The organism is Candidatus Limnocylindrales bacterium (assembly GCA_035571835.1).
GTDB lineage: Bacteria > Desulfobacterota > Binatia > UBA1149 > CAITLU01 > DATNBU01.
Map to the genome: position 1 here is coordinate 63,048 of DATNBU010000017.1, position 25,837 is coordinate 88,884.

27 protein-coding genes are annotated in these 25,837 nt (G+C 66.1%); 12 read left to right on the forward strand and 15 right to left on the reverse strand.

Annotation, left to right across the window (positions count from 1 at the left end; all coding sequences use genetic code 11):
* Position 1 precedes the first annotated feature (1 nt).
* Genes VN634_07060 through VN634_07085 form a run of 6 tightly spaced genes read right to left on the reverse strand, consistent with a single transcriptional unit; the run spans position 2 to position 4,515 of the window.
* Positions 2-1,027 (reverse strand): nitronate monooxygenase, encoded by a 1,026-nt coding sequence (locus VN634_07060; GenBank protein HXC50622.1) that lies wholly within the window; start codon positions 1,025-1,027, stop codon positions 2-4.
* Positions 1,028-1,040: 13 nt separating this feature from the next.
* The gene (locus VN634_07065) at positions 1,041-1,646 is read right to left on the reverse strand and encodes a nitroreductase family protein (GenBank protein HXC50623.1); all 606 of its coding nucleotides are present in this window, start codon (positions 1,644-1,646) and stop codon (positions 1,041-1,043) included.
* Between the two features lie 24 nt (positions 1,647-1,670).
* On the reverse strand, positions 1,671-2,387 hold the full coding sequence (locus tag VN634_07070) for a pirin family protein (protein HXC50624.1): 717 nt from the start codon (positions 2,385-2,387) through the stop codon (positions 1,671-1,673).
* A complete protein-coding gene (locus VN634_07075; GenBank protein ID HXC50625.1) occupies positions 2,384-2,797 on the reverse strand; it encodes a low affinity iron permease family protein in 414 nt (137 codons plus the stop codon). Before VN634_07075 ends, VN634_07070 begins: the two co-directional genes overlap by 4 nt.
* 27 nt (positions 2,798-2,824) lie before the next feature.
* The gene (locus tag VN634_07080; protein ID HXC50626.1) at positions 2,825-3,931 is read right to left on the reverse strand and encodes a hypothetical protein; all 1,107 of its coding nucleotides are present in this window, start codon (positions 3,929-3,931) and stop codon (positions 2,825-2,827) included.
* Positions 3,928-4,515, reverse strand: a complete 588-nt coding sequence (locus VN634_07085; GenBank protein ID HXC50627.1) for a GNAT family N-acetyltransferase — start codon at positions 4,513-4,515, stop codon at positions 3,928-3,930. Before VN634_07085 ends, VN634_07080 begins: the two co-directional genes overlap by 4 nt.
* A 165-nt stretch (positions 4,516-4,680) precedes the next feature.
* On the opposite strand from VN634_07085, the gene VN634_07090 reads away from it, so the two are divergent.
* Complete coding sequence (locus VN634_07090) at positions 4,681-5,340, forward strand: peroxiredoxin (GenBank protein HXC50628.1); 660 nt, start codon at positions 4,681-4,683, stop codon at positions 5,338-5,340.
* 168 nt (positions 5,341-5,508) lie between these two features.
* On the opposite strand, the gene VN634_07095 is transcribed toward VN634_07090, so the two are convergent.
* The 6 genes from VN634_07095 to nth all read right to left on the reverse strand — a co-directional run bounded on the left by VN634_07095 (position 5,509) and on the right by nth (position 11,729).
* Positions 5,509-6,243: an alpha/beta fold hydrolase gene (locus VN634_07095; GenBank protein ID HXC50629.1), complete on the reverse strand. Its 735-nt coding sequence runs from the start codon at positions 6,241-6,243 to the stop codon at positions 5,509-5,511.
* A 143-nt stretch (positions 6,244-6,386) separates the two neighbouring features.
* Complete coding sequence (locus VN634_07100; GenBank protein HXC50630.1) at positions 6,387-7,118, reverse strand: class I SAM-dependent methyltransferase; 732 nt, start codon at positions 7,116-7,118, stop codon at positions 6,387-6,389.
* Between the two features lie 5 nt (positions 7,119-7,123).
* Complete coding sequence (locus tag VN634_07105) at positions 7,124-7,531, reverse strand: VOC family protein (protein ID HXC50631.1); 408 nt, start codon at positions 7,529-7,531, stop codon at positions 7,124-7,126.
* A 77-nt stretch (positions 7,532-7,608) separates the two neighbouring features.
* Entirely contained in the window at positions 7,609-9,819 is a 2,211-nt protein-coding gene (locus VN634_07110) for an amylo-alpha-1,6-glucosidase (GenBank protein HXC50632.1), read from the reverse strand.
* Positions 9,791-10,870 carry a glycosyltransferase family 4 protein gene (locus VN634_07115; GenBank protein HXC50633.1) on the reverse strand — a complete coding sequence of 360 codons (1,080 nt, stop codon included), beginning with the start codon at positions 10,868-10,870 and terminating at the stop codon, positions 9,791-9,793. The genes VN634_07110 and VN634_07115 overlap by 29 nt, the downstream gene beginning before the upstream one ends.
* A gap of 157 nt (positions 10,871-11,027) precedes the next feature.
* The gene (gene nth / locus VN634_07120) at positions 11,028-11,729 is read right to left on the reverse strand and encodes an endonuclease III (GenBank protein ID HXC50634.1); all 702 of its coding nucleotides are present in this window, start codon (positions 11,727-11,729) and stop codon (positions 11,028-11,030) included.
* Between the two features lie 147 nt (positions 11,730-11,876).
* Between nth and VN634_07125 the strand changes: the two genes are divergently transcribed.
* The 5 genes from VN634_07125 to VN634_07145 all read left to right on the forward strand — a co-directional run bounded on the left by VN634_07125 (position 11,877) and on the right by VN634_07145 (position 16,402).
* The gene (locus VN634_07125; protein ID HXC50635.1) at positions 11,877-12,881 is read left to right on the forward strand and encodes a Gfo/Idh/MocA family oxidoreductase; all 1,005 of its coding nucleotides are present in this window, start codon (positions 11,877-11,879) and stop codon (positions 12,879-12,881) included.
* Between the two features lie 100 nt (positions 12,882-12,981).
* Entirely contained in the window at positions 12,982-13,956 is a 975-nt protein-coding gene (locus VN634_07130; GenBank protein ID HXC50636.1) for a hypothetical protein, read from the forward strand.
* Entirely contained in the window at positions 13,953-14,486 is a 534-nt protein-coding gene (locus VN634_07135; protein ID HXC50637.1) for an NUDIX hydrolase, read from the forward strand. The genes VN634_07130 and VN634_07135 overlap by 4 nt, the downstream gene beginning before the upstream one ends.
* A complete protein-coding gene (locus VN634_07140; GenBank protein HXC50638.1) occupies positions 14,483-15,982 on the forward strand; it encodes an SLC13 family permease in 1,500 nt (499 codons plus the stop codon). The genes VN634_07135 and VN634_07140 overlap by 4 nt, the downstream gene beginning before the upstream one ends.
* Positions 15,983-16,000: 18 nt before the next feature.
* Positions 16,001-16,402 (forward strand): VOC family protein, encoded by a 402-nt coding sequence (locus tag VN634_07145; GenBank protein ID HXC50639.1) that lies wholly within the window; start codon positions 16,001-16,003, stop codon positions 16,400-16,402.
* A gap of 16 nt (positions 16,403-16,418) precedes the next feature.
* Here VN634_07145 and VN634_07150 read toward each other — a convergent pair whose 3' ends face one another.
* The 3 genes from VN634_07150 to VN634_07160 form a co-directional block, all read right to left on the reverse strand.
* Positions 16,419-17,033, reverse strand: coding sequence for a hypothetical protein (locus tag VN634_07150; protein HXC50640.1), 615 nt, complete (start codon positions 17,031-17,033; stop codon positions 16,419-16,421).
* Positions 17,034-17,095: 62 nt separating this feature from the next.
* Entirely contained in the window at positions 17,096-18,664 is a 1,569-nt protein-coding gene (locus tag VN634_07155) for an NAD(P)/FAD-dependent oxidoreductase (GenBank protein ID HXC50641.1), read from the reverse strand.
* 6 nt (positions 18,665-18,670) lie between these two features.
* Positions 18,671-19,921, reverse strand: a complete 1,251-nt coding sequence (locus tag VN634_07160) for an NAD(P)/FAD-dependent oxidoreductase (GenBank protein ID HXC50642.1) — start codon at positions 19,919-19,921, stop codon at positions 18,671-18,673.
* 145 nt (positions 19,922-20,066) lie between these two features.
* Between VN634_07160 and VN634_07165 the strand changes: the two genes are divergently transcribed.
* The 6 genes from VN634_07165 (at position 20,067) to VN634_07190 (ending at position 25,807) form a co-directional block, all read left to right on the forward strand.
* Entirely contained in the window at positions 20,067-20,312 is a 246-nt protein-coding gene (locus VN634_07165; GenBank protein ID HXC50643.1) for a phosphopantetheine-binding protein, read from the forward strand.
* Between the two features lie 13 nt (positions 20,313-20,325).
* Complete coding sequence (locus tag VN634_07170; protein ID HXC50644.1) at positions 20,326-21,744, forward strand: hypothetical protein; 1,419 nt, start codon at positions 20,326-20,328, stop codon at positions 21,742-21,744.
* Positions 21,744-23,060, forward strand: a complete 1,317-nt coding sequence (locus tag VN634_07175) for an FAD-dependent oxidoreductase (GenBank protein HXC50645.1) — start codon at positions 21,744-21,746, stop codon at positions 23,058-23,060. Before VN634_07170 ends, VN634_07175 begins: the two co-directional genes overlap by 1 nt.
* Positions 23,061-23,117: 57 nt before the next feature.
* A complete protein-coding gene (locus VN634_07180; protein HXC50646.1) occupies positions 23,118-24,533 on the forward strand; it encodes a class I adenylate-forming enzyme family protein in 1,416 nt (471 codons plus the stop codon).
* Between the two features lie 108 nt (positions 24,534-24,641).
* Positions 24,642-25,385, forward strand: coding sequence for a hypothetical protein (locus VN634_07185; protein HXC50647.1), 744 nt, complete (start codon positions 24,642-24,644; stop codon positions 25,383-25,385).
* Complete coding sequence (locus VN634_07190; protein HXC50648.1) at positions 25,382-25,807, forward strand: hypothetical protein; 426 nt, start codon at positions 25,382-25,384, stop codon at positions 25,805-25,807. Before VN634_07185 ends, VN634_07190 begins: the two co-directional genes overlap by 4 nt.
* Positions 25,808-25,837 lie beyond the last annotated feature (30 nt).

Genomic DNA, 25,837 nt, shown 5'->3' on the forward strand with positions numbered 1-25,837 from the left:
CTCAGCCTTTGGTCGAAGCGGGCGGCAGCTCGAGCTCGGTTTCGGCCGGCTGCTGCGCAGTGACTTCTGCCGCCGCGCGTTCGAGCAACGCCGCGGCGCCGTCGCAGAGCTCGCGGACAATATCGGCCGCCGGCTCGACGCGCTCCACGGCGCTGACCGATTCTCCGGCGTAAAGCGCCATCGCGTCGACGTGTCCGGTCGTCTCCCGGGTCGGCACCGGCACGGCGAGGCGCGGAATCGGATACGCAACGCCTCCGATCATGGTTTCGCCGGCGACGTCGGCGTCGAGCGCCTGCGCGCGTTCGACGCACGAGCGCAGCACCCGGTGCGGCGCATCCGGCCACATGACGGAGAACGCGTCGGTGAGCACGGTATCCTCCGCCTGCGACCGGATCAGCGCGGCCACGTACGACGGATGCGCGCCCGACTCCGCGGCAGCGACGAAACGCGTGCCGATGCGAACCCCGGAGGCGCCGGCCGCGAGCACCGCAGCCATCGCGCGTGCGGTACCGATTCCGCCGGCTGCAATGACCGGCACGTGCACCGCATCGAGCACTTCGGCGAGCAGCGCCAGCAGCGTGACGGTGCCGCGCACGTGGCCGCCGGCCTGTACCCCCTGCGCAATCACGACGTCGCATCCGCAATCCACGGCGAGCCGCGCCTCGCTGGTCGAACCAACCTGCCAGCACGCAAGGGCACCGGCGCGATGAACGATCTCGACTAGCGACGCATCGGGATCTCCGTAGAAGAACTCGACCATGCGAACACGGGGCGAGACGAGCTCGAGCACTTCGCGATCGAGAAACGGAATCAGGAAATTGACGCCGAACGGCTGCGGCGTGCTGCGAAGCACCTCGTCGAGCGCGCTTTCGACCAGCGCCAGCGGCGATCCTGCCGTCGGCAGCATTGCGAGCCCGCCGGCGTTCGCAACGGCCGCGACGAGCGCAGGGGTGCTCACTCCCGGCATACCCGCAACCTGAAGTGGAAGGCGGCAGCCGACGAGCTCGGTCAGGCGCGTGGTCAGCATGGCGACGAGCCGTTCACACCGTGGCCCCGTGCTGCCATGTTTCCTCGAAAACGATGTCTGCGATGGGCTTGCGTGTGCGCGGCGCACGGTCGCGCTCGCGCAGCGCCTCCGGCGATTGCGTTTCGTCTCCGAGGTATCCGATCGCAAGGCCGGTCAGCGGCTCTGCTTCGGGCGGCACGCGATAGAGCTCGCGGACGCGCTCGGGAACGATGCCGATCATCTGGTGCACGAACAGTCCGCGCGCCGTCGCTTCGATGCAGATGTTGCCGGCTGCGAGCCCGAGGTCGTGCTGCGCCGCCCTGTTCGGCTTGCCGTTGCGCGAGAACGTCATCACCGCGATGCCGATCATCAGAACCGGCGCGTTCTTCGCCCACGCCTGGTTGCCCTCGACGAGGCACGAAACAAGCTTCGCATGGGCGGCGGCATCCGAGCTTCGCGCGAGGATGTAGCGCCATGGCTGCTCGTTGTACGACGACGGCGCCCAGCGTGCGGCTTCGAGGATCGCGCGCAGGTCGCTTTCGGGAACGGGCTTCGTCGAGTAGCAGTACGGGCTCCAGCGGTCTGCGATCAGCGCATGAATCGGGACATCGGGATGGGCCTTCTTCTCGGCAGTCGACATGGTCTCTCTCCTTCGCAGGCTCCGCTAGGCAAGATCGAAAAGCAGCAGCTCGCAGGAATTCCCGGCAACGATCTCGACCAGGCTTTCGCCGCTGACGGCCGCACCGTCGCCTTCGCCGAGCCCGACATCGGAGCCTTCGGCCGCGCCGCGGACGGTGGCCTGTCCGCGCGCGATCTGGATCCAGGCATGACGACCGGGCGCGATCTCGCGCCGGACGCTGCTCGCGGGATCGAGGATGGCGGCATGCATCGAAACATCCTGATGCACGTGCAGCGATCCCTCGCCCGGTGCGTTCGATGCAACGCATACGAGAGCGTTTCGAAGGACTTCCGCTTCGAAGTGCAGCTGCTCGTACGCGGGTGTCAGGCCCGCCGTGTCGGGCACGATCCAGATCTGCAGGAAATGAACCGGCTCCTGGCGCGAATGGTTGTACTCGCTGTGCGTGACGCCGTGCCCCGCGCGCATCAGCTGCACATCGCCGGGAACGATGACCGAGCCCGTGCCCATGCTGTCGCGATGCTCGAGCGCACCCTCGAGCACGTAGCTGATGATTTCCATGTCGCGGTGCGAGTGCGCGGCAAAACCCTTCCCCGGCTCCACCCTGTCTTCGTTGAGGACACGAAGCGCGCGAAATCCCATGTGCATCGGATCGTGGTAATCGCCGAACGAGAACGTGTGACGGCTGTCGAGCCAGCCGTGGTAGGCGCGGCCGCGATCGGCCGATCTGCGCACGGTGATCACCGGGCCTCCGGCGAACCTGTGTCGAAGCCGCCCTTCTTCAGCTTTTCGCGCGCGCTTTTTGCGAGTCGCTCGTAGCGGTCACGGCATTCCGCAAGCTCGGCCTCGTCCATCTCCTCGAGATCGATCAGCGCGTTGTGCGCACCGGTCGTCGCGCGGATCAACTCGTCGAGCTTGACCTGGATGGCTTCGGTGTCGCGGTTCTGGCTGCTCTGGATCAGGAAGACCATCAGGAACGTGACGAGTGTCGTGAACGTGTTGATCAGCAGCTGCCACGTGTCGCTGTACTCGAAGTACGGACCGGTCACGAGCCATACGATGATCGACAGCAGCGCAAGGATGAAAACGATCGGCCTGCCGCTGAACCGCGACGCCTCTCGGGTGAATTGGGAGTACCAGCCGGCCTTCGCCATCCCGGCGTTCTACGCCTTCCGCCCGGATCAGACCACTTTGGGAACACCGTGATCGGCCCGGTCGGTGAGGATCTCGAACGCGGCGCGGTGCTGCGTGAAGAAGGTCTCGTCCGCGAATCCCTTCCTCCTCAGCGTCAGCTCGCACGCGGCGAGCTTCGTGTTGAGACAGGTCTTCGCTCCGCCCGGGGGGTTATCGTACGTCAGTGCAACGAACTCCGACTTCGGCGCCGTGATGCGAATCGAGACGCCGAGCTCGGCGGATCCCGATTCGATCCGCCATTCGAAGAAACGGAAATTTCCGTTCGCACGCAGCGATTGTGCGAGCGAGTTCAGCGGATACTCATTTCCGCCGGTGCGCAGGACCACGAGCGACATGCGCGGAGTCCAGATCGGCCCGATCCGCAGCTGCGCCGTCGAGCATTCAAGAAACGTATCAGGTGCGCCGTCGAAGCCTGCGACCTGGCCCCACGCGTACGAATCGGTGTGACGGCTTCCCCAGTTGTGATTCTGACTGCCCGCCCATCCGTCGATTGCGACGGTTTCGCCGTCGACCGTCATCGAGCCTCGAAACGTTGCGTTCGGCGATCCGACGAGGGCCTTCGCCCTGGGAAGACTGCGTTCGTAGAGCGCCGCCGGAAGCAGCAGCAGCGGCGGCTGCGGGCTCTCGTAGCCGAGCGACCATTTCAGTTCATGACCCGGCGAGCTGGTCCGTTCATCGCTCGGCGAGCTGGCCAATCGATCGCTCGGCGACGTGGTCAATTGATAGCTTGGCGAGCTGGTCATTTGATAGCTCGGCGAGCTCGCTAGGCCTTCGAGCGCGCGGTCGTTCAGGCTTGCAGGGCCGATTCGCACATCGAGAGGGCCCTGTCCGAACGTGCAGCTCGAGATCGGGAACTCTTCCTTGACGGCCGCGATGCGGCCGTTTTCGCCGTCGAAGAAGATCGCCCACAGCTCGCCGAGTGCGCCTTCGGGGCGGCCGCGCGGACAGAAGATCGTGTATCGTATCCAGAATGCCAGCCGCTCGGTCGGATGGTTCGCGCGCTGGAACCAGCTCTCGTAGTGCCCTTCGCTGCTGCCGGCAATGTACCGCGGACGGTTGCAGCTCGCGCGGTCGGCAACCGAAAGCGGCATCATCGCGATGCTCCTGTGCTTACCGCCAGCCGCCGGCTGCGCCATTTCGCTGCGTCGATGCGAAAGCGGTCGCGTTCGAACTCCTCGAGAAATTCCACGCGTTCGAATCCGGCCTTGGCCAGCACGCGCACCGACCGCGTGTTCTGCGGTCGCGCGAACGCGCCGACCTCGCGAAGACCAAGCTCGGTGAAGGCCAGCTCGAGCGACGCTTCCACGATCTCGGACGCGAGGCCTCGGCCCCAGCACGACCGCTCGAGGAAATAGATGACCTCGGTTCCCCACTGCGGCGCCGCCGGATCCTTGTAGAGCCCGCCGTAACCGACGATGCGCTGCTCGCTTCGTAGAACGGCGATCCACGGCGCGAAGCCGTGCCCGGCGCGTCTGGCCGCATGCGACTGGAGATACGCGGCGGTCGCGGCCAGGTCGGGCGCCACCCACGTGTACTGCATTGCATCGGAGTCACGCTGGATCGCATGGACTCGATCGACGTCGCCCGGCTCGAAAGCTCTCAACAGCAGGTGACGTGTCGTGCGCGACGTCGCGGCGAGCGTGCTGCCGGCGAGGATCGAATTTTCTTCGGGATTCATGCTTCGTTCACGCCCGGTACATCCCTGCTTGATGGCGCGCATCACCCAACCATCGATCCGATGGGGGCGGCTTACGGTGTTGCGCCCGCTGCTTGCAGGATCAATCATCCGCCCCGATTTTGCGCGACGGCTTTTGCCGGACAACTCACCCCAGGAGGATCCCCCATGACTCTTCGAATTGGAGACACTGCACCGGATTTCGAAGCAGACACGACCGAAGGCCGCATCCGGTTCCACGACTGGATCGGCGACTCATGGGTCGTTCTGTTCTCCCACCCGAAGGATTTCACGCCGGTCTGTACGACCGAGCTCGGATACATGGCGCGCATGAAGCCCGAGTTCGACAAGCGCGGCGTAAAGATCCTCGGCCTCAGCATCGACCCCGTCGACTCGCATTCGAAGTGGGCCGAAGACATCCGCGAAACCCAGGGCGTGGCACCGAACTATCCGCTGATCGGCGACCCGGATCTCAAGATCGCAAAAGCCTGGGGCATGCTCCCGGCCGAAACCGCAGGAACGTCCCAGGGACGCACCGCGGCCGACAACCTGACCGTACGCAACGTGTTCGTCGTCGGTCCCGACAAGAAGATCAAGCTGGTCCTCGTCTACCCGATGACGACCGGCCGCAACTTCGACGAAGTGCTGCGCGTGATCGACTCGCTGCAACTCACCGCCAAACACAAAGTCGCCACCCCGGTCAACTGGAAGAACGGCGACGACGTAATCATCGCCGGCTCCGTCTCCGACGAAGACGCCAAGAAACAATACCCGCAAGGCTGGAAAGCCCCGAAGCCCTACCTGCGGATCGTACCCCAGCCCCGTTGATCGGTTCGAACAATCGAGGGCCGAGAGGAATCGCGTAGCGAGCCGGCCGTCGAGAAGGGTCCAGATGCAAGGCGGATTCCGGCGTAGAGAGGGAGTCGTACTTCCCGTACGTCGACCGAACGAAGCCGGAATCCAACGCAGCAGATGGGCCCTTATCGGCGGTCGGCCCTAGGTTCGAGGCTGTGACGCGTGATCGAACACGCCGGTCTCAAGAAAGCGGATGGTCTGATCGATGACTTTCGTGTTGCGCATGATGAAGGTGTGCGAGACCGGGATCACCAGGAAATCCTTCATCCCGTCGAGCCGGGCGCTCGCAACCGAAACCTTGCCGTCATTCCGTCCGGGAATGAACGCCGACAACACCAGATTGGTCGTGCGATCACCGGTGATGATCCCGACCTCGAACGGCGCGGGGCCGAGCTTCATCGGAACGGATGCCGCGGTGGTTCCGAGCTCGTTGCCCGCCGGTCCGTTGATGCGCCGGAACAGCCACCAGCTTCCGAACTCGTCGACCAGCTCGCTGCCGTGATTCGGCGGTGCGAGCATCACGACCCGGCCGAACGATCCGATCGCGTGCGTGCTCGCAAGCTGTCGGACGACGATGCCGCCCATCGAATGCGTGACGAAATCGACCGGGGCCGTCGAGCCCGGAAAGCAGCGCTCGACCGCCGGTGCGACGTAATCACGCGCCAGCACTTCGATCGAATGCATGCGCGACGGATACGAGACGTTGCAGACGTTGAAGCCGCGCGCGGCCAGCGAGTCGGCCAGACGCGACATCGACGACGAGCTTCGCAGCAGGCCGTGCAGCAGCACCACCTGCGATCCGGAGGACGCCGCTCCGGCATGCACCGGCAGCAGACCGACCGCGATCAGCAGCGCGGCACGTAACAGACTCTTCATTGGATTTCCCCGTGCACCGGTCCGAACGCCCGGAGTCTAGCTCGCTCGCTTTGCCGATCTCAAGGGATTGCGCGGATTCTTCCGGCGCCGGCGCTGGCGGCACGTCGCCGAAGACTGGCGGGAGGGATTTTTCTGCGCCGCCGCTAGAGCCGGCGCGCCACAAACGCGATCAATCCTTCCGGCAACGCCAGTCCGGCATAGTCCCTGGTCGCGACGGCTGAAAAGCCCGCGTTCGTGAGCTCGCCGGCCACCGTGGCCGGGTCGCAGAGGTACAGGCGATGCTCTTCGAAGTCGCGCCGGTAGAGCGCGCCGGCTGCGCGGAAGCTCGTGATGCGGCGGACGAGCGTACGGGCTTCCGCGTCGAGATCGGTCTCGACCAGCACCGTCCAGCCCTCTCCTTCGACGAAGGTGCGACCGATTCCGCGAGGAGCGCGATCGCAGCCCGCGACGTCGAACAAGAAGATCCCGCCACGCTCGAGCGCGTGATGCACGGTCCGGAACAGACGCGGCCAGGCCGCGGGACTCGCCGCGGAATCGAGCCCGTAACTCAGCACCTCTCCGATCGCGGTCACCGCCACGCACTGCGGAAGCTCGGTCAGGTCGAGCCACGATGCGACGATAAAACGGCCCTCCGGCACGCGGTCGCGGGCGAGAGCGACCATCTCCGGCGAGATATCGTAGCCGCACACGTCGAAGCCGGCATCGACCAGCATGCGGGACGTGATGCCGCTTCCACATCCGAGCTCCACGATCATGCCGCGCGTCACGCCGGCGCGTGAAAGCGTGTCGATGAGCGCCCGCGCCGCAGCGCGCGCGATATCGCCGAAGCCGGAGTCGTGGATGTGAGCAAGGTCAGCGCGATACGCGGCAGGCATCGCAGTTACGCCGGGGCGTCGGAGGACGTTTCCATGAAAATCAGCTCCCACAGGTGGCCGTCGAGGTCCTGGAACGCATGGCCGTACATGAATCCGCGGTCCTCGGGCTCGCGCGGAATCGAGCCGCCGGCGGCCACGGCGGCGGCGACGATACTGTCGACCTCGGCGCGGCTCTCGCACGACAGGCACACCAGCACTTCCGTGCTCGTTTTCGCATCGCAGATCTGTTTCTTCGTGAACGTCTGGAAGAACGGCTCGGCCAGCAGCATGACGAACGTGGACTCGTTGATGATCATGCAGGCCGCGTTCTCGTTCGAGAAGCGCGGCTCGAATGCAAAGCCGAGATGCGTGAAGAATTCCTTCGAACGCGTGACGTCCTTGATTGCGAGGTTGACGTAGGTCTGGCGTGCCACCGGGTCTCCTTGTGCGCCGCTTCTGCACTGTTGCAGCTGCCGTCGCATTCTGCAGCCGCACGGCAGCGCTTCACTGGCTATTTCACCGTCAGCACGGACACGTCGCCTTCGCGACGGGGTACGTGGATGCCGACGTCGTCGCCGTGCCGCGTAAGCACCAGATCGAGCGTCGCATCCGCAACGCGCAGCCCTTCGATCCGGACTTCGTCAAGAAACTGCGGCAGCAGCGACCGCGTGAACGTCACCTTGCGCTCCGCTCCGCATACTTCGAGGCCGAGCGAAGACTGCAGCACGAGCGCGATTGCACCGGCTGCCCAGGCCTGCGGCGCACAGGAAACCGGATACAAGGTCGGGCCTTCGTCCTCGCGGCGCGGAAAGCCGCAGAACAGCTCCGGAAGACGGTGCAGATCGAAGAACAGGCTCGCGTCGAACAGTCCGCGAAGTATCGTTGCGGCCTCCCGCGTCATGCCGTAACGCGCGAGCCCGGCTGCAATGATCGCATTGTCGTGCGGCCAGACCGAACCGTTGTGGTACGACATCGGGTTGTAACACGCCTCGGTGGTCGCAACCGTGCGTACGCCCCAACCCGAGAACGAAGCGTCGTCGCCGACCAGAGTCTGCGCGACACGTGCGGCGCGCAACGGATCGGCAATTCCGCTGAAAAGGCAGTGCCCGGCGTTCGACGTACGCACCTCGCAGCGCCCGCGCGAGCCGTCGAGGGCGAGGGCATATGTGGAAATTTCCTCGCACCAGAAGGCTTCGTCGAAGCGGCGCCGCAGCAGCTCCGCCTGTCGCGAAAGCTGGTCCGCTCGCGCCGCAAGGCCGAGCATCGTCGCGAGCGATGCGGCGGCGACCCTGGCGGCGTACGCGTAACCCTGGACCTCGCAGAGCGCGATCGGCGGCTCGGCCTGCCGGCCGTCCGAATGGAACACGGAGTCGTGCGAGTCCTTCCATCCCTGGTGCACGAGGCCGCGCGGCGACTGGCGCGAGTACTCGACGAAGCCGTCGCCGTCGGCGTCGCCATAGCGGTCGAGCCACGACAGCGCGCGCTCGACGTGCGGCCACAGCGTGCGGATGAAACCGAGATCGCCGGTGCGGTCGTAGTAGGCACCCGCCAGCACAACGAACAGCGGCGTCGCATCGACCGATCCATAGTATCGGCCGAACGGAACTTCTCCGAGGTTGGCCATCTCGCCGGCGCGCGTCTCGTGCAGCACTTTGCCCGGCTGCGCGTCCTGCACGGGATTTTCGGAGTCCGCCTGGGTCGCGGCAAGATACGACAGCACTCCGCGGGCAATCGCAGGCTGGAACCACAGGCACTCGTACGCCGTGATGATGCCGTCGCGCCCGAACGCGGTGCTGAACCATGGTACGCCCGCATACGGATACGGACCGTGCACCGTTTCGGTGCGCATCATGCGAAGATCCACCAGTGAGCGATGCCACCAGTCGTTGAACTGCTTGTTCGACGTCGTCAGCACCGTCTGCTGACCGGCAGATTCGTCGTACTCCGTGCGCGCTTTCGCCGCGGCGTCCTCGAAATGAAACGTCGCCGGCGGGCACGGTCGGGCGACAGAGCCGCCGAACGTGGCGATTTCCGCGCGCTCGGGCTCGCACGAGACCGACCATCGATAGGTCTGCTCGCAGTACGGATCGAGTCGAAGACGGTGACAGGCTGCAGCGTCCGTGAGCGAGTCCGGCGGCGTATCGAAGCACAGCCGCGTTCGCCGGATCTGCCCGTCGAGGCCCTCGTACGACATCACGATCGAGTCGCCGCTGTTGCGTGTCGGCAGCCGCCTGCCCTTGCGCTCCCTGACCTGGCCCCGGACCTCGAAAATGTCGGCAAAATCCGCGTCGATCTCGATCGAAAGTTTCAGGTCGACGGGCAGCTGGCCGTAGTTGTGAATGCGCAGGCGCTCGTAGCAGGCCCGGTCCCACAGGATTCTCGAACGAAACATGTGCACGGTGCCGCGCGGGACGAGGACTTCGCCGGCGCCGACCAGATCGGGATTCATCAGGTCGACGGCGAGGCTCGCGTTGTCGTGCTGGATCGACGAATTCAGGAGCAGCGGGCGCCGGCCTTCGAGGCGAAGGACGAGGCGCGACAGATAGCGGGTGTCCTCGTGATAGATGCCCAGCTCGGCGGGACCGAATCCGTCGATGTCGCCGAACCGGTCGAACACGGCGAACGTATCGCCGTGCTTGAGCACGCGCGTGCGGTCGTCGAGGCGCGCAGACGTCGAGAGGATGTAGAAATCTTCACTGATGCGTACGAGCTCGTCGGCCATAGGCAGCGATCTCCGGTACCCGCATGCTCCCCGCAATCAGGCGTTCGTAAAGACGGATGTAATCGTCTGCCATTCGAGTCGCGGTAAAGCGATCCTCGAATGTTTCCCGGCAGCACGCACGACTCAGCTCCGATATGCGTTCGACCGCGCGTACGCCTTCATCGATCGATCCGACGAGGAAACCCGTGCGCCCGTCGTCGATGATCTCGGGGACGGAGCCATGCGGGTAGGCGATGACGGGAGTTCCGCACGCCATCGCTTCGATCATCACGAGTCCGAAAGGCTCCGGCCAGTCGATGGGAAACAGCAGCGCACGCGCGTTGCCCAGGAAGTCCGCCTTGGCGTCCTCACCGATCTCGCCGATGCACTCGACGATCGGATCGTCGAGAAGCGGGCGAATCTTCTCGTCGAAATAGCGCCGGTCGGCCGCATCGACCTTCGCGGCGATCTTCAGCGGAACTTGCGCCCGCCGCGCGATCTCGATGGCACGATCGACGCGCTTTTCGGGGGAAAACCTGCCGATGAACGCGAGGTAATGGCCGGGGGGAGAACAAAACGGGTAGAGCTGCGACGGCAGTCCATGGTGAACCGTGGCGGTCCAATTCGACCCTGGCAGCGGCTTCCGCTGCGCATCGGAAATCGACACCAGCGGCATGTCGCGGAATTCGCGATAAAGCGGTGCGAGGTCGGGCGTGTCGAGCCTGCCGTGGAGCGTCGTCACGTGCACGTATCCGGCACGGCGCGAAAGCGGATAGTGAAAGTAGTCCGCATGGAAATGCAGCACGTCGAAATCGTCAGCCCTCTGCATCACGTGTTCCAGCGCGAGCACGTGATGCGCCATCTGGTCGACGCAATCCTGGTCGAGGCGGAGCGAGCGCGGGCAACACGGGACGAGCTGCGCGCTCGTGAGCGAGTCACCGCTCGCAAACAGCGTCACGTCGTGACCCTGCCGGACCAGCTCTTCGGTCAGATAGGAAACGACTCGTTCCGTACCGCCGTAATATTTTGGCGGAACGCTCTCATAGAGAGGTGCAATCTGTGCAATCCGCATGACTCCGCCTGCCGAGAAACCACCAGATCGAGCTTGAACCCTAACGACATCGTCATCAATGATCTTCACGGTTATCGCGCTCGTCTGCGCCGACTGGTCGCAGATGCGTGTGTGCGAAGTTCGCCGCACGAGTGTGCGTGCGAACGCGTGCGGATGTTCAGCGCCGGCGCACGACACCGATTTTCGGGCACAGCGCCGCAACCGGACATTCGCTGCAACGCGGTGATGCGGGCCGGCAGATCGTCTGCCCGAACGATACGAGCAGGTCGTTGTATTCGTTCCAGTAGCGTCTCGGCAGTTTCGCGCGCAGCGCCGTCTCGGTTTCCGCGGGATTTTTGGTTCGCACGTAGCCCCAGATGTTCGAGATGCGATGCACGTGCGTATCGACGCAGATGCCGGGCTTTCCGTAACCGGCCTGCACGACGAGGTTCGCGGTTTTGCGGCCGACGCCTTTCAGCGTCAGGAGCTCGTCGATCTCGTCGGGCACGCGACCGTTCCATTCGGCGACGATCCGGCGCGCCATTTCGACGAGCTGCGGCGCCTTGGTGCGGTAGAAGCCGACCGGATAGATGACCTTTGCAACTTCGTCGGCGTCGGCCGCGGCCATCGCGCGAACATCGGGCCAGCGCGCGAACATCTTCTCCGCCGCTTTCGCCGTCGTCGCATCCTGCGTTCGCAGGCTGAGAATGCACGACGACAGCACGCACCACGGGTCCCTTGTCGTCACCGCGATCAGCGTGACCACCGGCGCATCGCGGCGCGCGGCCAGATTTCGCACGCGCCGCAGCACTGCCGCGAGCGAGCGATTGTCGACCGGCCCGATCTTTTTCGCCGCCTTGCGAAAATCGGGGACAGACACCGATTTCGTGAAACCGGTGTCTGTCCCCGATTTCGCCGGCCCGGATTTCGCTGCTTTGGATCGCGCCACGGCGACCGCAATAGGAAGCCGCGCGCCGGCTTGCAAACCGCACGTGCATCTACGGACATCTCCATTTAGCTTTCGCGGATGACGACAGGCGCTCACTCGGGAAAAGCCAGGCTTCGGCTCGCGATCGTCGGGGCCGGAAAGCATGGCAGCCGCTATGCAACCCACGCGGCACGCGACGTCGACGGGCTCGAGCTGGTTGCGGTCTGTCGCCGCGACGAAAGCAAAGGCCGCGAGCTTGCCGCGGATCTCGGATGCGAGTTCGACGCCGACGCCGAGCGGCTGCTGCGGCGGCGCGACATCGACGCGATCGTGCTGGTGACGATTCCGCGGCTGCTTCCCGCTTTCGTCTCGCTCGCCGTCGAGTCCGGCAAGCGCCTCATCATCGAAAAGCCGGTGGCGCCTACGCTCGAAGGCGGCCGCGCGATGCTGGCGATGATCGAAAAATCGGGCGTCTACTGCCTCGCCGGACATACGCTGCGCTTCAACGCCGCGGTCGAATGCCTCCGGCGCGAGCTTCCGTCACTCGGACGACTCGACTCGCTGATCTTTTCGCAGAGATTCCCGCCCCAGCGCGAGCTCGCGTGGCTCGACAATCCGGACGAGTCGGGCGGCGGCAACATTCTTCACACCGGAGTGCACTGTTTCGACCTGCTGCGCTGGCTGTCGGGCCTCGAGGTGAGCTCGGTCGCGGTCGAGGCGCGCGCGATCTGCACCGAACGCACCGAGGATCTTTTCTCCGCACTGCTCGAGATGAACGAGCCGGGCCTCATCGCGCAGGTTGCGTGCTCGCGCACCACCGCGAGCCGCAACGGTCTCATCGAAGCCAGCGGCGAGAACGGCCAGCTGGTGATCGATCATGTGCTCGGCACCGGCTACCGGCTGACGGCGCGGGGGCGAGAGCAACTCGTCATCGAACCGCCGCGCATGACCGTGAAACTGCTTCTCGAGCGTTTCGTCGAGGATGCGCGAAAGGACGCGCCTCCGGCGATCACTTACCGGGACGGTCTCGCCGCAATCTCCGTAGCGGATGCGTGTTATCGAGCGATGGCGTCGAGGTGCTTCGAGGTCGTGCAGCCCGTCTGACCCGTCTGTGGCTGCGATTGTTCCCGCGAAAACCCGTACAAAACCCCGGGGCCTCCCCCGAAGGCATTGTCTTGCGCGAGCAAGGCGCTAAAGTCAGTCCGTGCCGTCCGACCGCCGCGTTACCGTCGTCAGTCACGGACCCAACTGCCTCGACGGACTGACGTGCGCAGTGGTCGCCGCCCGGCATTTTGCCGGACGCGAGTACCATCCGACATTCGCCAGCAATCGCCAGATCGACGACATGCTGCGTCGTTTTTCACCCGCGCAGCCCGAGCGCGAAGAGCTCTGGATCACCGACATCTCGTGGCGCGACGAAGAAACCACGCAGCATCTGAACTCGCTCGTGAAGGACGGCCTCGAGCTGTACTGGGTCGACCATCACAAATCGGCGCTCGAAGCGCGAGAAAAGGGCCGGCTGGCCGCGAACTTCACCGACTACGTTCTCGAAATGCGCTATGCGGCGAGCCGCCTCCTGTTCGACAAGCTCTGCGCCGTCGAGGAAGCCCATGGCGGCGTCAGCCCGGAGCTGCTCTCGCTTCGCAACCTGGTTCTGACGGCCGACGACAACGATCGCTGGATCCTCGCAATCGAAGGCTCGCGCGAGCTCGCACTGACCGTTCGCGCGATGGACCAGCACGAGGCGTACAAGGCGCTTCTCGCGATGAACTCGGACCTCGAGTACGGACCGGAGCTGCGGCGCGCGCACGAACGTGTGCAAAGCGAGCTGGCGATGACGTTCCGGCTGGCCGAAAGTACCTGCGTGGTCAGTGAAGTCCCCGCCCGCGATCTTCGCGTCGTAGCCACCGAATGCGACGGCTATTCGGGCGAGATCGCCGACCGCTGGCGCGGACGCTACAAGCACGCCGTGTTCGCGCTCTACGACCGGCGCGGCGGCGGCATCAGCTTCCGCCGCACGCCGGACTGCACGGTCGACCTTTCGCGCCTCGCGAGCAGCTTCGGCGGAGGAGGCCACGAGGCCGCCGCCGGCTGCGAGATGGAAGTACCAGGTCCTGACCACGCTGCGACGCTCGCCCAGAAAACCGCCGATGCGCTGACGCGCGGAGTGGACCTGTGAGCGTGCAGACTCCCGGCGCACCGGCGGGCCCGCTCGTCGAGGTCACCTGCGAGCTGCCGTCGATCCAGTTTCCGCCGGTCAGCGAGCGCGCGCACGGCGAGGTCTGCATGGCGATCCTGCGGCGCAGCGGACGATTCCTCCTTCAGACCAAGCAGAACTATCCCGGCTCGGTCATGCGCCTGCCTTCGGGAGGAATTCAGCGCGGTGAACGCGTGCAGGAAGCGCTGCTTCGCGAAATCTGGGAAGAGACCAACCTGACCGTCGAGATCGAGAAATTCGTCGCACGCATCGGCTACCAGGCCGGCCGCGCACGCTCGCGTTTCTTCACGCATCTGTTCCTCGTTCGCGAAGTGTCGGGCGTGCTGCAGAGCAACGATCCCGACGAGAAGATCTCCGACTGGCAGGAGGTGCTTCCCGAGGAGCTTCCGGTGTACGCCGACAAGCTCCGTGCGATCACTCCGTCGTGGCGGAGCTGGGGCATCTTCCGCGCGGCCGCGATGGACGTCCTGTTCCAGCACGCTCCGAAGTGATCGCCCGCATCGGCCTTGTCCTCGGCCTCCTCGTTTTTTTCGCCATCGGATTCGCCTCGCCGCCCGCTGGCCTGAGCGCGGCCGGCCAGTGGGCCGCTGCAACCGGCGCGCTGATGTCCGTCTGGTGGCTGAGCGAAGCACTGCCGCCGGCTGTGACCGCGCTGGTTCCGATCGTCGCGCTTCCGATGACCGGCGCGATGGCCGCCGACGACGTCACCAGGTCATACGCGAGCGAGACCAACCTGCTGTTTCTCGGCGGCCTGATGATCGCGATGGCCGTCGAGCACTGGGGCCTGCACCGGCGCATGGCGCTGTGGATCATCGAGAAGTTCGGCCGCACGCCGTCCGGCCTCGTATTCGGTTTCATGGCTGCCACCGGCGCGATCTCCGCATGGATCTCCAACGCGGCGACCACGATGATGATGCTGCCGATTGCCACCGCCGTGCTCGCGCATTTCCGCGAGGAACACCCGAAGCTCGAGCGCGAGCTCGCGCCGCCGCTGCTGCTGTCGATCGCACACGCGTCGACGATCGGCGGGCTCGCCACGATCGTCGGCACGCCGCCGAACGCGGTGTTCGTCGGCCAGATGGCAAAGTTGTTTCCCGACGCGCCGCCGATCGGATTTCTCCAGTGGATGCTGGTCGGCGTGCCGGTGACGCTGCTGTTGCTGCCGGTGACGTGGTTCTATCTCGTGCGTTTCGCGTCGCCGCTGTGGCAGCGCACGTTCCTGCTCGACCACAGCGCAGTCGCCGACCAGCGCCAGGTGCTCGGCCCGATGACGACTCCCGAGCGCCGCGTGATGATGGTCTTTGCCGCCGCCGCGCTGCTGTGGATGCTGCGCGCGCCGATCCACACCGAGAGCTTCACGTTTCCGGGATGGTCGGGACTGCTCTCGGTCCCGCGCGCGGTCGGCGACTCGACCGTCGCCATCGCGATGGCGCTGGTGCTTTTCGTGATTCCGTCCGGCCGCAAACCGGGCGAGCGCCTTCTCGACTGGCCGACGGCCGCAAAGCTTCCGTGGGGCGTGCTCGTGCTGCTCGGCGGCGGCTTCGCGCTCGCCGATGCAACGCGGGCGACGGGCCTCGCCGAATGGATCGGTTCCAACCTCGGGTCGATCGGCGGAGTCAGCGCGTTCGTCAAAGTCGCCACGCTCTGCCTCGTGATCACGTTCCTGACCGAGGTGATGACCAATACCGCGCTGGTCACGATCATGATGCCGGTGCTTGCGGCAAGCGCGGTCGCGAGCGGAACCGATCCGCTGCTGCTGATGCTGCCGTGCACGCTGTCGGCCTCGCTCGGGTTCATGATGCCGTCGGGGACTGCGCCCAACGCGATCGTGTTCTCGACCGGGCATCTGACGGTCGCTTACATGGCCCGCGTGGGGTTCGCGCTGAACCTGCTGTCGGTTGTCGTCGTCACTGCAGCAACGTTCCTGCTGGCGCGGCCGGTGTTCGGAATCTCGCTTGTCGCGCTTCCGCCGTGGGCTCATCCCTGAGATGCTTGCCGCCGCGTCATGAGCAAGCCCACCTGCACGCACGTCGCGCTGTTCTGCCGCGACATCGAGGCATCGGTCGCGTTCTACGCGCGGCATGTCGGGCTCCACGAAGTTCACCGGCGGGTGGACGATGGAACGACCGTCGTCTGGATGGGCGAGGACGCCCGCAAGGATGTGTTCGTGATCGTGCTGCTCGGGATTCCGCATCCGGCCGGGGAAGGACCGGTCGCGCATCTCGGCTATGCGGTCGGCTCACGCGCCGAGGTCGATGCGGCGGCCGAGCTTGGGCGTGCAGACGGCATCGACGTGCAGGGCCCGGTCTATGCCGGGCCGATCGTCGGTTACTTCTGCATGCTGAAGGATCCGGACGGCAACCTGGTCGAGCTGTCTCACGGACAGTCGCTCGGGCCGCAGCCGTGATCTCGTAAAGCCCCGGTCAGCGCGCGTGCGTGAGCCGCGCGCCCTTGGTCGGGTTCTCGAGCCAGGTGGCGATGTCCTCGGCGATCACCGCCATCACCTTGGACAGCATTCCGCAGGCAGTGGCCGACGCCATCGAGGATTCCTTGACGGTGAAATCGCCCTTCACCGATTTTCCGGACATTAGCTTGCCTTCGACGGTGATCCACTTCGGTCCGGAGAAGAAACCACCGTTGGGCGCGTGAACGTCGACGATGCGCAGGTCGAGGTGCGTGCCGGACGGCGAATCGACGAGCGTGACCTTCGTGCTCTTTTCCGCAACGAGCTGCGGCAGCGTCGTCTCGAGATTGCACTCGGAGAGCACCTTGTCGTGCACGTTGATGCCCGCCGACACCGTGGCCCGGCGTGCGAGCTGGATGCCGGACGAGGCCGGCTTTTCGGTCTTCTCGGCTTTGGCAGTGCTCGCGGGCTTGCTGCGTCCGTTCGGACCGCCGGGACCCATCGGCTTCGACGAAGCCGCCTCACCCGCAGCGGAATCTTCCGCGAATACCGGAGTCGTCCGGATCGAGAGGATTGCGGCGAAGGCCAATGCCATCGCGAGACTGGTGGTCTTTACGCTGATGCGTGCGTGCATGAAAAATTCTCCCGCGTCGAGATGTCGACTTCGTCAAACCGTGTCTTTGCGAATCGCGGCGATCAAACGCCGAGCTGCTGCCAGAGCGCATCGGGCGTCTTGAGTCCGAGCACGCGGATCGCGGCGTCGATGCCCGACAGCACTACTCCGTATATTCCGCCGCCCGGACGTGTCCAGTGTCCAGCCAGGTAAAGGCCTGCGATCGGTGTCACACCCATGAGACGACCCGGGCCCACCTGCGCGGGCGACAGCTCCCAGCCGTAGATCGCGCCGCCGGTGTTGCGCGTATAACGCTCCATCGTTCGCGGCGTAGCACCTTCGGCAAAGCGCAGGTTCGCCGTAAGGCCCGGCACGCGAGCTTCCGCCTGGGCGAGCATGCGCTCGACGATGCGCTTTTTTTCCGCGCGCCAGTTTGCGGCGGCTTCCTGCGGCATCAGGGTCGTCAGCACCACGACGCTGTGGCCTTCGGGTGCAAGCGACTGGTCGAGCAGGCTCGGAACCGTCATCGAAAGCCAGTCGGGACTTCCCGCCATCGTGGTTGCGTACGCGCCGTCGTGGTCGTGGCTCGAGAACTGGAAGCTCTCGTGGCAGACGCCCGCCTGCGCAAGGTCCGCGTCGGTCGCCGCGTACACGACGAATGCGGAGATCGACCGGCGCTGGCGCCGCAGAGATCGCATCCATCGTGGCGGCAATCGCGCTTCGCCGACCAGCTCTTCGGCGGTCTGCAGCGCGTCGGCGTTGGAGATGACGACGTCGGCTTCGATGCGGTTGCCCGTCTCCAGCACGACGGCGCGAACGTGTCCGCGCTCGGTCGCGATGCGGCGCACGGCGCTGCGAAGCAGCACCTCGCCACCGGCGCGCCGCACTCCGTCGGCGAGCGCGTTCGCGAAATTCTGAAACGTACCGCGGCAGTACCACGGCCCTTCGACCAGGTACGTGCCGAGCATGTTGGCCCAGTAAAGAAACGACACGCGTGACGGCGGCAGCCCGACGTACGGCCACGTCGTCGACACCAGCGCTCGCAGCGCCGCGTCCTGTATGGATGCGTCGAGCACTTCGGCGAGCGTCGCGCGATGGTACTCGACCAGAGCCGGAAAACGCTCGGCCGATCCAAGGATGTCGAAGGTCGATTCGAGCGTCTGCGCGACGCGGGTCTGTCGGTAGACGTCTTCGACGAGAGCGAGGAACTTCGCGAGCCGCTCGCGCTCGGCCGGAAAGCGTGACGCGTGCGTCTCGAAGAACGCGTCCATCGTGCCCGGAACCTCGATGCGCTCGCCGCCGTAGACGGCTTCGTAGAACGGATCGACCGGTACGAACTCGCACTGGCCCGCAACGCCCGCTCCCGCAAGCACGCGTTCGACGAGGCTGCCGTCGTCGGCGTGTCCGTCGCGTGTGCCGCAGCCGCCGACCAGGTGCACGGCCGAATCGAATCGATATCTGCGCCGCCGGAATGCATGCGCGTAGCCGCCCACGCGGTCGTGGCGCTCGATGACCAGCACGCTGCGGCCCGCGCGGGCGAGCAGCGCCGCTGCGGTCAGCCCGCCGATCCCGCTGCCGACGACAATGACGTCGTAGCGGCTGGCGCTGGCCTCCGAATGGAAGTCGGTACCCGGCGTGCGTCGGCCGGACATCGCGTGTCAGCGCACCCGCAGCTCAGCGCAGTCGTGGCCGTAGGTACCCCACTTCACCATGAAGTCGACGAGGCCGACGCTGTAGCGGCTGCGCGTCGCTTCGCCGGTGAACACACGCGGCATGTGGCGCCCGAAATGCCGGTTGACCACTTTCCATCCGCGCTGTGCCTGTTTGTGCTGGCCGATCTTGAAGAGCGTGAACAGGCTTCCGTTGTAGTAGTAGTCGACGAGCCGCTGCCAGACCGTGAGATTGTAGAGCACGTGCTCTTCGAACTTCCGGAGCGAGCGCTCGCTTCCGGACACGAGCGCCCGCGACAGCTCGAGCGCACCTTCCATGCCGATCAGCAGCCCGCTCGAAAACACCGGATCGATGAAACCGAACGCGTCTCCGACCGTGGCCCAGTTCTCGCCGACCCCGCGCGTCGAGCGCTGCTGGTAGTTGGTGTACTTGACGACCGGCGTGATGCGCTCGGCGTCCGCGCTCCAGCGCGCAAGCAGCGGCTCCTCGCGCAGCGTGCCGGCAAACTGATCCTCGACCGACGGACCGAAGCGTGCCAGGTGCTGCTCGTTGACGACCAGTCCGAGCGAGACGCGACCGGGAAGAGGAATCCGCCAGCACCAGCCGCGCAGCATGCGATCGGTGTGCACGTTGCCTTCGACCACCAGCGGCACGCCCGTAAGATGCGCGTGCAGCGCCGAATCCTTGCGCGGACCTTCGACGTACGGGATGTCGAGCAGGTTCCCGATCGTGCGCGAGCGGCCGGTCGCATCGACGATCCAGTCGGGCTGGCCGGAAAACACGCCGGCGGTCATCTCGAGTGTTTTCGCCGAGAGCCGCACGCGATCCGTCGTGCCCTCGCGCTCGACGCCGGCGGTTGCTTCGATGACCGTCGCACCCGCGTCGCGTGCCGCCTGCAGCAGCACGGCGTCGAACTTGTCGCGCGGGGTGTTGTACGAGTAGTTGACCTCGGCGCCGATGGCCTGGTCGAAACGGAAACTGATGTCGTCCTGGAGGTCGAGCACGAACGTCGCGCCCGGCTTGTACGTGCTGAACGCCTCGACCTGCTGCTCGACGCCGAGGCGACGCAGGAATGGAACGATCGCCGGCACCAGGGATTCGCCGACGATGATCGGCGGGCGCTTGGCCTTGTGGAACAGCACCACGCGCACGCCGGCACGCGCGAGATACGCGCCGAGGCTAGCCCCCGCCGGTCCACCTCCGAGAATCGCAACGCTGCGCGCCGGGCGTTTCGACATCCGCGGGACCTTATACCGGCAGATACTCGGCGCAACGTTGCGAAGCCGGGAACATCGATGCAGCGGCACGATCGCGCGCATTTGACAGCCGCGCCCTGCTCGGGCGAAACAGTCCGTTCGCGCCGCGGCGCATCCGCAATCCACCATGACGAAGCAGGATCTCGAGCAGAAAATTTTCGACATCGTCCGCGAGGAGATTCTGCGCGTGGACGAAAGCTTCACGCCCGAGACGAACCTCGTCGAAGCCGGCCTCGACTCGCTCGCGCTCACGCAGCTCATGCTCGCGATCGAAGAGTCGACCGGCGTCTGGATCGACGAAAGCCTGCTCACCGAAGAAACCCTCGCCAACGTGATCTCGCTGTCGGCGCTGGTCCACAAGGAACTTTCCTAGGCTTCTTTCCCCGATGCCGAGCCGCGACGCCGACGTATTGCCGCTGACCGGCGCGGACTGTTTCCTGCGGGCGTTCGAAGCCGAAATCGGCCGCACCGCGGGCGCGAGCCATCTCTCGCAGCTGGTCCTGCGGCTCGGCCCCGGGTTCGACGCCGGCGCATTTGGCGAGCTCGTCGGCGACATCGCGCGCGCCAATCCCATCATGCGCTCGCCGATCCGGCGTCGCGCTGCGTTCGGTGCGCCGGTTTACCGGCTCGATCGTGCCGCGCCGCCGACGGCCGTGCGCATCGTGGAGCATCGCGACGATTCCGCGGACCGTGACGCAGCTTCACGAAATGAACGCGGCGCAACGCCTGCCGACGGCGACGACGCGCCGCTCGGACCGATCCCGGCCGCGTTCTCGCGCCGCCTCAACGAACGCTTCGATGCCAGGCGCGGCAGTCTCGTCTGTTTCGACGTCGTGCCGCGCGGCGGCGCGCATCCGGGCACCGACGTCGCGATGACGTGGGTGCACATGCTGTTCGATGGCTCGGGCAGCGAAGCGTTCGTCGAGCATCTGGCGGCGTGCAGCGCCGATCCGTCGCACGCGCGCGAAATTGCGATCACCAGGGCCGATCGCGGCGCGTCGTCACCGGCGGCGGCCGAGCTTCCGGCGGCGTCGGGAGCGCGCGGCCACATGGCACAGGCGTGGAACGTGTACATGCAGGGCATGAAGAAACACCCGCCCACGTCGCTCGCCGGACCTCTTCGCCGTGTACGGCAGAATCTCCGTTACCGGCAGCTTCGGCTCGAAGACGGCGAGGCCCGCGTCGCGATCGACCGCGCGAAGAAAACGGCCGGGTTCCTGACCCCGATGCTGTTCTTTCTTGCCGTCGCCGTGCGTGCGCACCAGGCAGTCGCAGACCTGCGCGGCAAGTCTCCGGCGAGCTGGATCGTGCCGCTTCCGGTCAACATGCGGCCGAAAGGAAGCCACGGCGAAGTCTTCCGCACGCATGTCTCACTGCTGTGGTTCCAGGTGACGCCGGAACAGACGCGCGACCTCGCGACGCTGATCGAATCACTGAAGGCCCAGCGCCTCGACGCGATCCGTACGAAGCTCGTCGAAGCCGGAGTGGCGGCGATGGATTTCGCACGTTATGCACCGGCGCGCGCATATTCGTGGATGGCGCGCCGCACGTTCGGCGGCGAGCTCGCCTCGTTCTTCTTCGCGTACACGGCCGAGTTCGCGCCGGCGGCTCAATCGCTGTGCGGCGCGCCGATCCTCGATGCGTTCCACGTCCCGGGCGTGCCTCCGTCTCCGGGCAGCGCGGTCGTCTTCAGCCTGCGCGGCGGCGGGCTCGACGTCGTGCACGTTCATCAGGACGGCGTCCTGTCTGCGCGCGAGCAGCACGTTTTTCAGGACAGCGTGCTTCGCGACCTCTCCGGCACGTGATGGCCGGCGCGCCACCCACCGCTCGCGAATACGACGTCGCCGTGATCGGCGCAGGCTCCGCCGGAATTGCGGCTGCACTCGCCGCAGCCGGCACCGGTGCACGGGTGCTGCTTCTCGAGCGCGAGTCGCATCCGGGCGGCAACATTTCGCAGGCGTTCGTGCACACGATCTGCGGCCTCTATCACGCGTCCGCGCAGCGCGACGCCAAGTTCGCGCATCCCGGACTTCCGCAGGCGCTGGCCGGACGGCTCATCGCGTCGGGCGCAGCGGGCGCAGTCGACTGGGCCGGGAACGCCGCGTTTCTCGCCGTCGATCCGGAAGCGTTCGCCCGCGAGACAGCGAATCTGTGCCGCCGCGACGAGCGCATCGACGTCCGCATGCAGTCCGAGCTCGTGGCGGTCGAGCTTGCCGCCGGTCCGCGCGAATGCTGCTCGATCACGTTCGACGATCCGGACGGCCGCCGGGTGACGGCGATGGCATGGACCGTTGTCGACACGACCGGAGACGCCAACGCCGCCGACCGTGCCGGCGTCCGCACCGAACGTGCTGGGCCGGAGGAGCTTCAGCACGCGTCGTTCATCTTTCGCATCGACGGAGTCGACACCGGCGACCTGACGCCGATGGAGCGCGCGCGCACAACAGCCGCCGTCGCGCGCGCGGCGCGCACCGGCCGCATCGCGCCTACGGCGTCGTCGATCCTCGTACGTCCCGGGCTGCGCCGTGATTGCGTCTTCGTCACGCTCAATTGCCCGAAGTCGCCGAACGAAGCGTTCGATCCCCTCGACAGGGACACGCTCGGCCGCATGCAGGCGGCAGCCGCACGCGACGCCGCGCAGGTGCTCGAGTTCCTCGTCGCCGAACGCGGACCGTTCCGCGGCGCGCGCGTCGGCGCATGGCCGTCCCGAATCGGAATTCGCGAGACTCGCCGGATCGCCGGCATCGAGCGGCTCGAAGCGTCCGACGTGCTTTCCGGACGGCGGCGCGACGACGAAGCGTGCGTTTCGACGTGGCCGGTCGAGCTCTGGGACAGTCACGAGCGAATGTCGTTCCGCCACACGGCCGGACCGTCGTCGATCGCGCTCGGATGCCTCGTCGCCGACCACCCCGGACACCGGCTTGCGATGGCAGGTCGATGCGCGTCGGCCAGTCACGAAGCGCTCGGCGCGATCCGCGTGATCGGCACCGCGATGGCGATGGGCGAAGCGGCCGGCGCCGCCTGCGCGCTCGCCGCCGCGTCACGATCCGATCTGTCTGCCGTCGATGCCGCCGCCGTTCGCGAAGCAATCGCCGACGGGCGAACCATCGCGGCGCCGTAGCTTGCGCGGCGCACTCGCCGCTGGAGCACGCCGGCATTCTCGTGCATCTGTCGGGCCGTGAACGTCTACGAGTGCATCCTCGAGCGCGCCCGCCTGCAGCCGGACCATCCTGCCGTCATCGCCGACGGGGCGCACGCTCGCACGATCACCTATGGCGAGTTGGTGGCCCGCGCGCAGCAGCGCCGCGCCCGGCTCGAAGCGGCGGGAATCCGTCCGGCGTGGCGCGTCGGAATGATCCAGCCGCAGGGAATCGAGTTCATCGAGACGGCACTTGCGATCCTGGCCGCCGGTGCGTGCATGGTTCCGATCGCCGACGATCATCCGGCCGCGACGATCGCCGACATCCGCCGGCGTGCCCATCTGCATGCGCTCGTCGAGCACGACCGCGAGATCGAAGTCGCGAACGACGCAGCCGATGGGCGGCTCGATGAAGGTGTCGAATCTGCATTCGCGGCGTGCGGACCGGCCTATCTTCGCTTCACGTCGGGAACGACGAGCGAGCGCAAAGGCGTCGTGATCGGCCACGATCGAATTCTCGAGCGCCTCGAAGCCGCCAACGCGGGACTTCGCATCGGCCCGGAAGACCGCGTGCTGTGGCTGCTGCCGATGGCGCATCACTTCGTCGTGTCGATCCTGCTGTACCTGCGCTACGGCGCGACCATCCTGCTTCCTTCCGGATCGCTTGCACCGGCGATCCTGTCGATCGCGAACCGCGAGCGCGCGACGGTTCTCTACGCGTCTCCGCATCACATGAAGCTGCTCGCGAAGGATGCGACCGAGGCGCGGCTGGATACGCTGCGCCTTACGATCTCGACCGCCGAAGGCCTGCGCGCCGACATCGCCGAGGCATTCGGCGCGCGCTACGGCATTGCGATCGTGCAGGCGCTCGGCATCATGGAAGTCGGCCTTCCGGTGATGAACACCAAAAGTGCGCGCACCAAGCCGGATGTGCTCGGCCAGCCGCAGCCGGCGTACGAGGTATGGCTGCGCGCCGAAGACGGCCACGCTGCGCGCGGCGACAGTCCGGAGACGACCGGCGAGATCTGCATCCGGGGGCCCGGAATGCTCGATGCGTACCTCGATCCGTGGACTCCCGCGTCGAAAATTCTCGAGCTCGACGGTTTCCGTACGGGAGACCAGGGCTGGTTCGACGAGGACGGGGACCTGCGACTTGCCGGACGCCGTGCGGCGCGCATCAACATGGCCGGCATGAAGTTCTTCTGCGAGGAAGTCGAGGCCGTGCTCGACACGCATCCGGCGATCGAGCGCAGCCGCGTGTCGGCGCGCCAGCATCCGCACCTCGGCGAGCTGCCGGTCGCGGAGATCGTGCTGGCCGCGGGTGAAGCTGCTCCCGCGGCGAAGGAGCTGGCATCGTACTGTCGCGAAAGGCTCGCGGGCTACATGGTTCCGCGCAGCTTCGACGTCGTCGCCGAGCTTCCGCTGACGCCAACCGGAAAGCTTGCACGGCGATGACGCGAAGGAGCGCGCATGCGCGACGATGAGAAGGGAGCGTTGCGGCGACGAATGAAGAAGGAGCGCGCATGCGCAACGGGATGAAGAAGGAGCGCGAAAGCGCGACGGATGAATAAAACGGCATTCACGCGCGGACTCCGCATCGCCGTCGTCGCGCTGGCCGTCGCGTCGTATCCGTTCGTGCTGGTCGCCGGGCTCGATCATCTGGCGGCGCGGACGATCAGCGCAGGCGCGCTTGCGATCCTGCTCGCGGCTTTCGCGTTCTCGGGCACCGGCCGCAAACGCCTCGTCTCCCTTCTCATCCGCCGTTTCGGAATACTTCTGGTGCTGCTCGCGATCGCGACGGCCACCGACGAGCCGGTCCTGCTCAAGCTGCTGCCGAGCCTGACGAGCCTGTGGCTGCTCGCGACGTTCGCGCTGACGCTTCGCGAACGGCACAGCATGGTCGAGCAGTTCGCGATCGCGTCGCACGAAGCCTTTCCGGATTTCCTGCTTCCGTATTGCCGCCGCGTGACTTGGGTGTGGTGCGGGTTCTTCCTCGCGAACGCCATCGCCGGCATCGTGCTCGCGATCGCGGGAACACCGCGAACATGGGCGCTGTACACCGGAGCGCTCTCGTATGTGCTGGTCGGGCTGCTCGCGGCCGGCGAATATGTGTTTCACAAGAGTCGCTTCCGTTTCTACGAGGACGGCTGGGCGGACGGCGTCTGGCGGCGACTGTGCCCGCCCGAACGAACGGCTCTCGGCAGGAGAACGCTCGAGTGGCAGCTTGCACGCCGGAACAAGACAGGCGCGGATGCTTCCGCTATCAGCGAGGATCTCCGCGGCTCGCTGGGAAGCACAGCACGATGACGCACATCGTTTCGTATTTTCGCGGGCTGACGAACGGAAGGATCGTGCTGTGGAGCTATCTCATCTGGTATCTGGTCACGGTCACGACGCACTTCGATGCGCGGCCGCGGCTGTGGGCGACGTCGCTCGGCATCAGCGCGATCATCGGCTTCGCGCTGTGGATCAGCACGAGCTCGTCGAGCGCGGGAACCACCAGGCTCGACCGCTGGCAGATTTTCCGGCTGTTCCTGATGCCGTTCTGCGTTTCGAGCTTCGCGGCGCTCGTCAAGGATGCGGGCTACGTGCTGGTGTTTCCTCCCACGCTCGCGCTCAATGCGGTCGGATTTGCGCTGATCGGTGCGTTCGTGGCGACGGTGCTGTGGCTGCGTCGCACCGTGAGCCTGGCGGAAAGTCCATCGCCGGTTCAGCCGGCGGTCGAGTAACGCCGACGCCTGACGCCGGCTCGCTCTCTG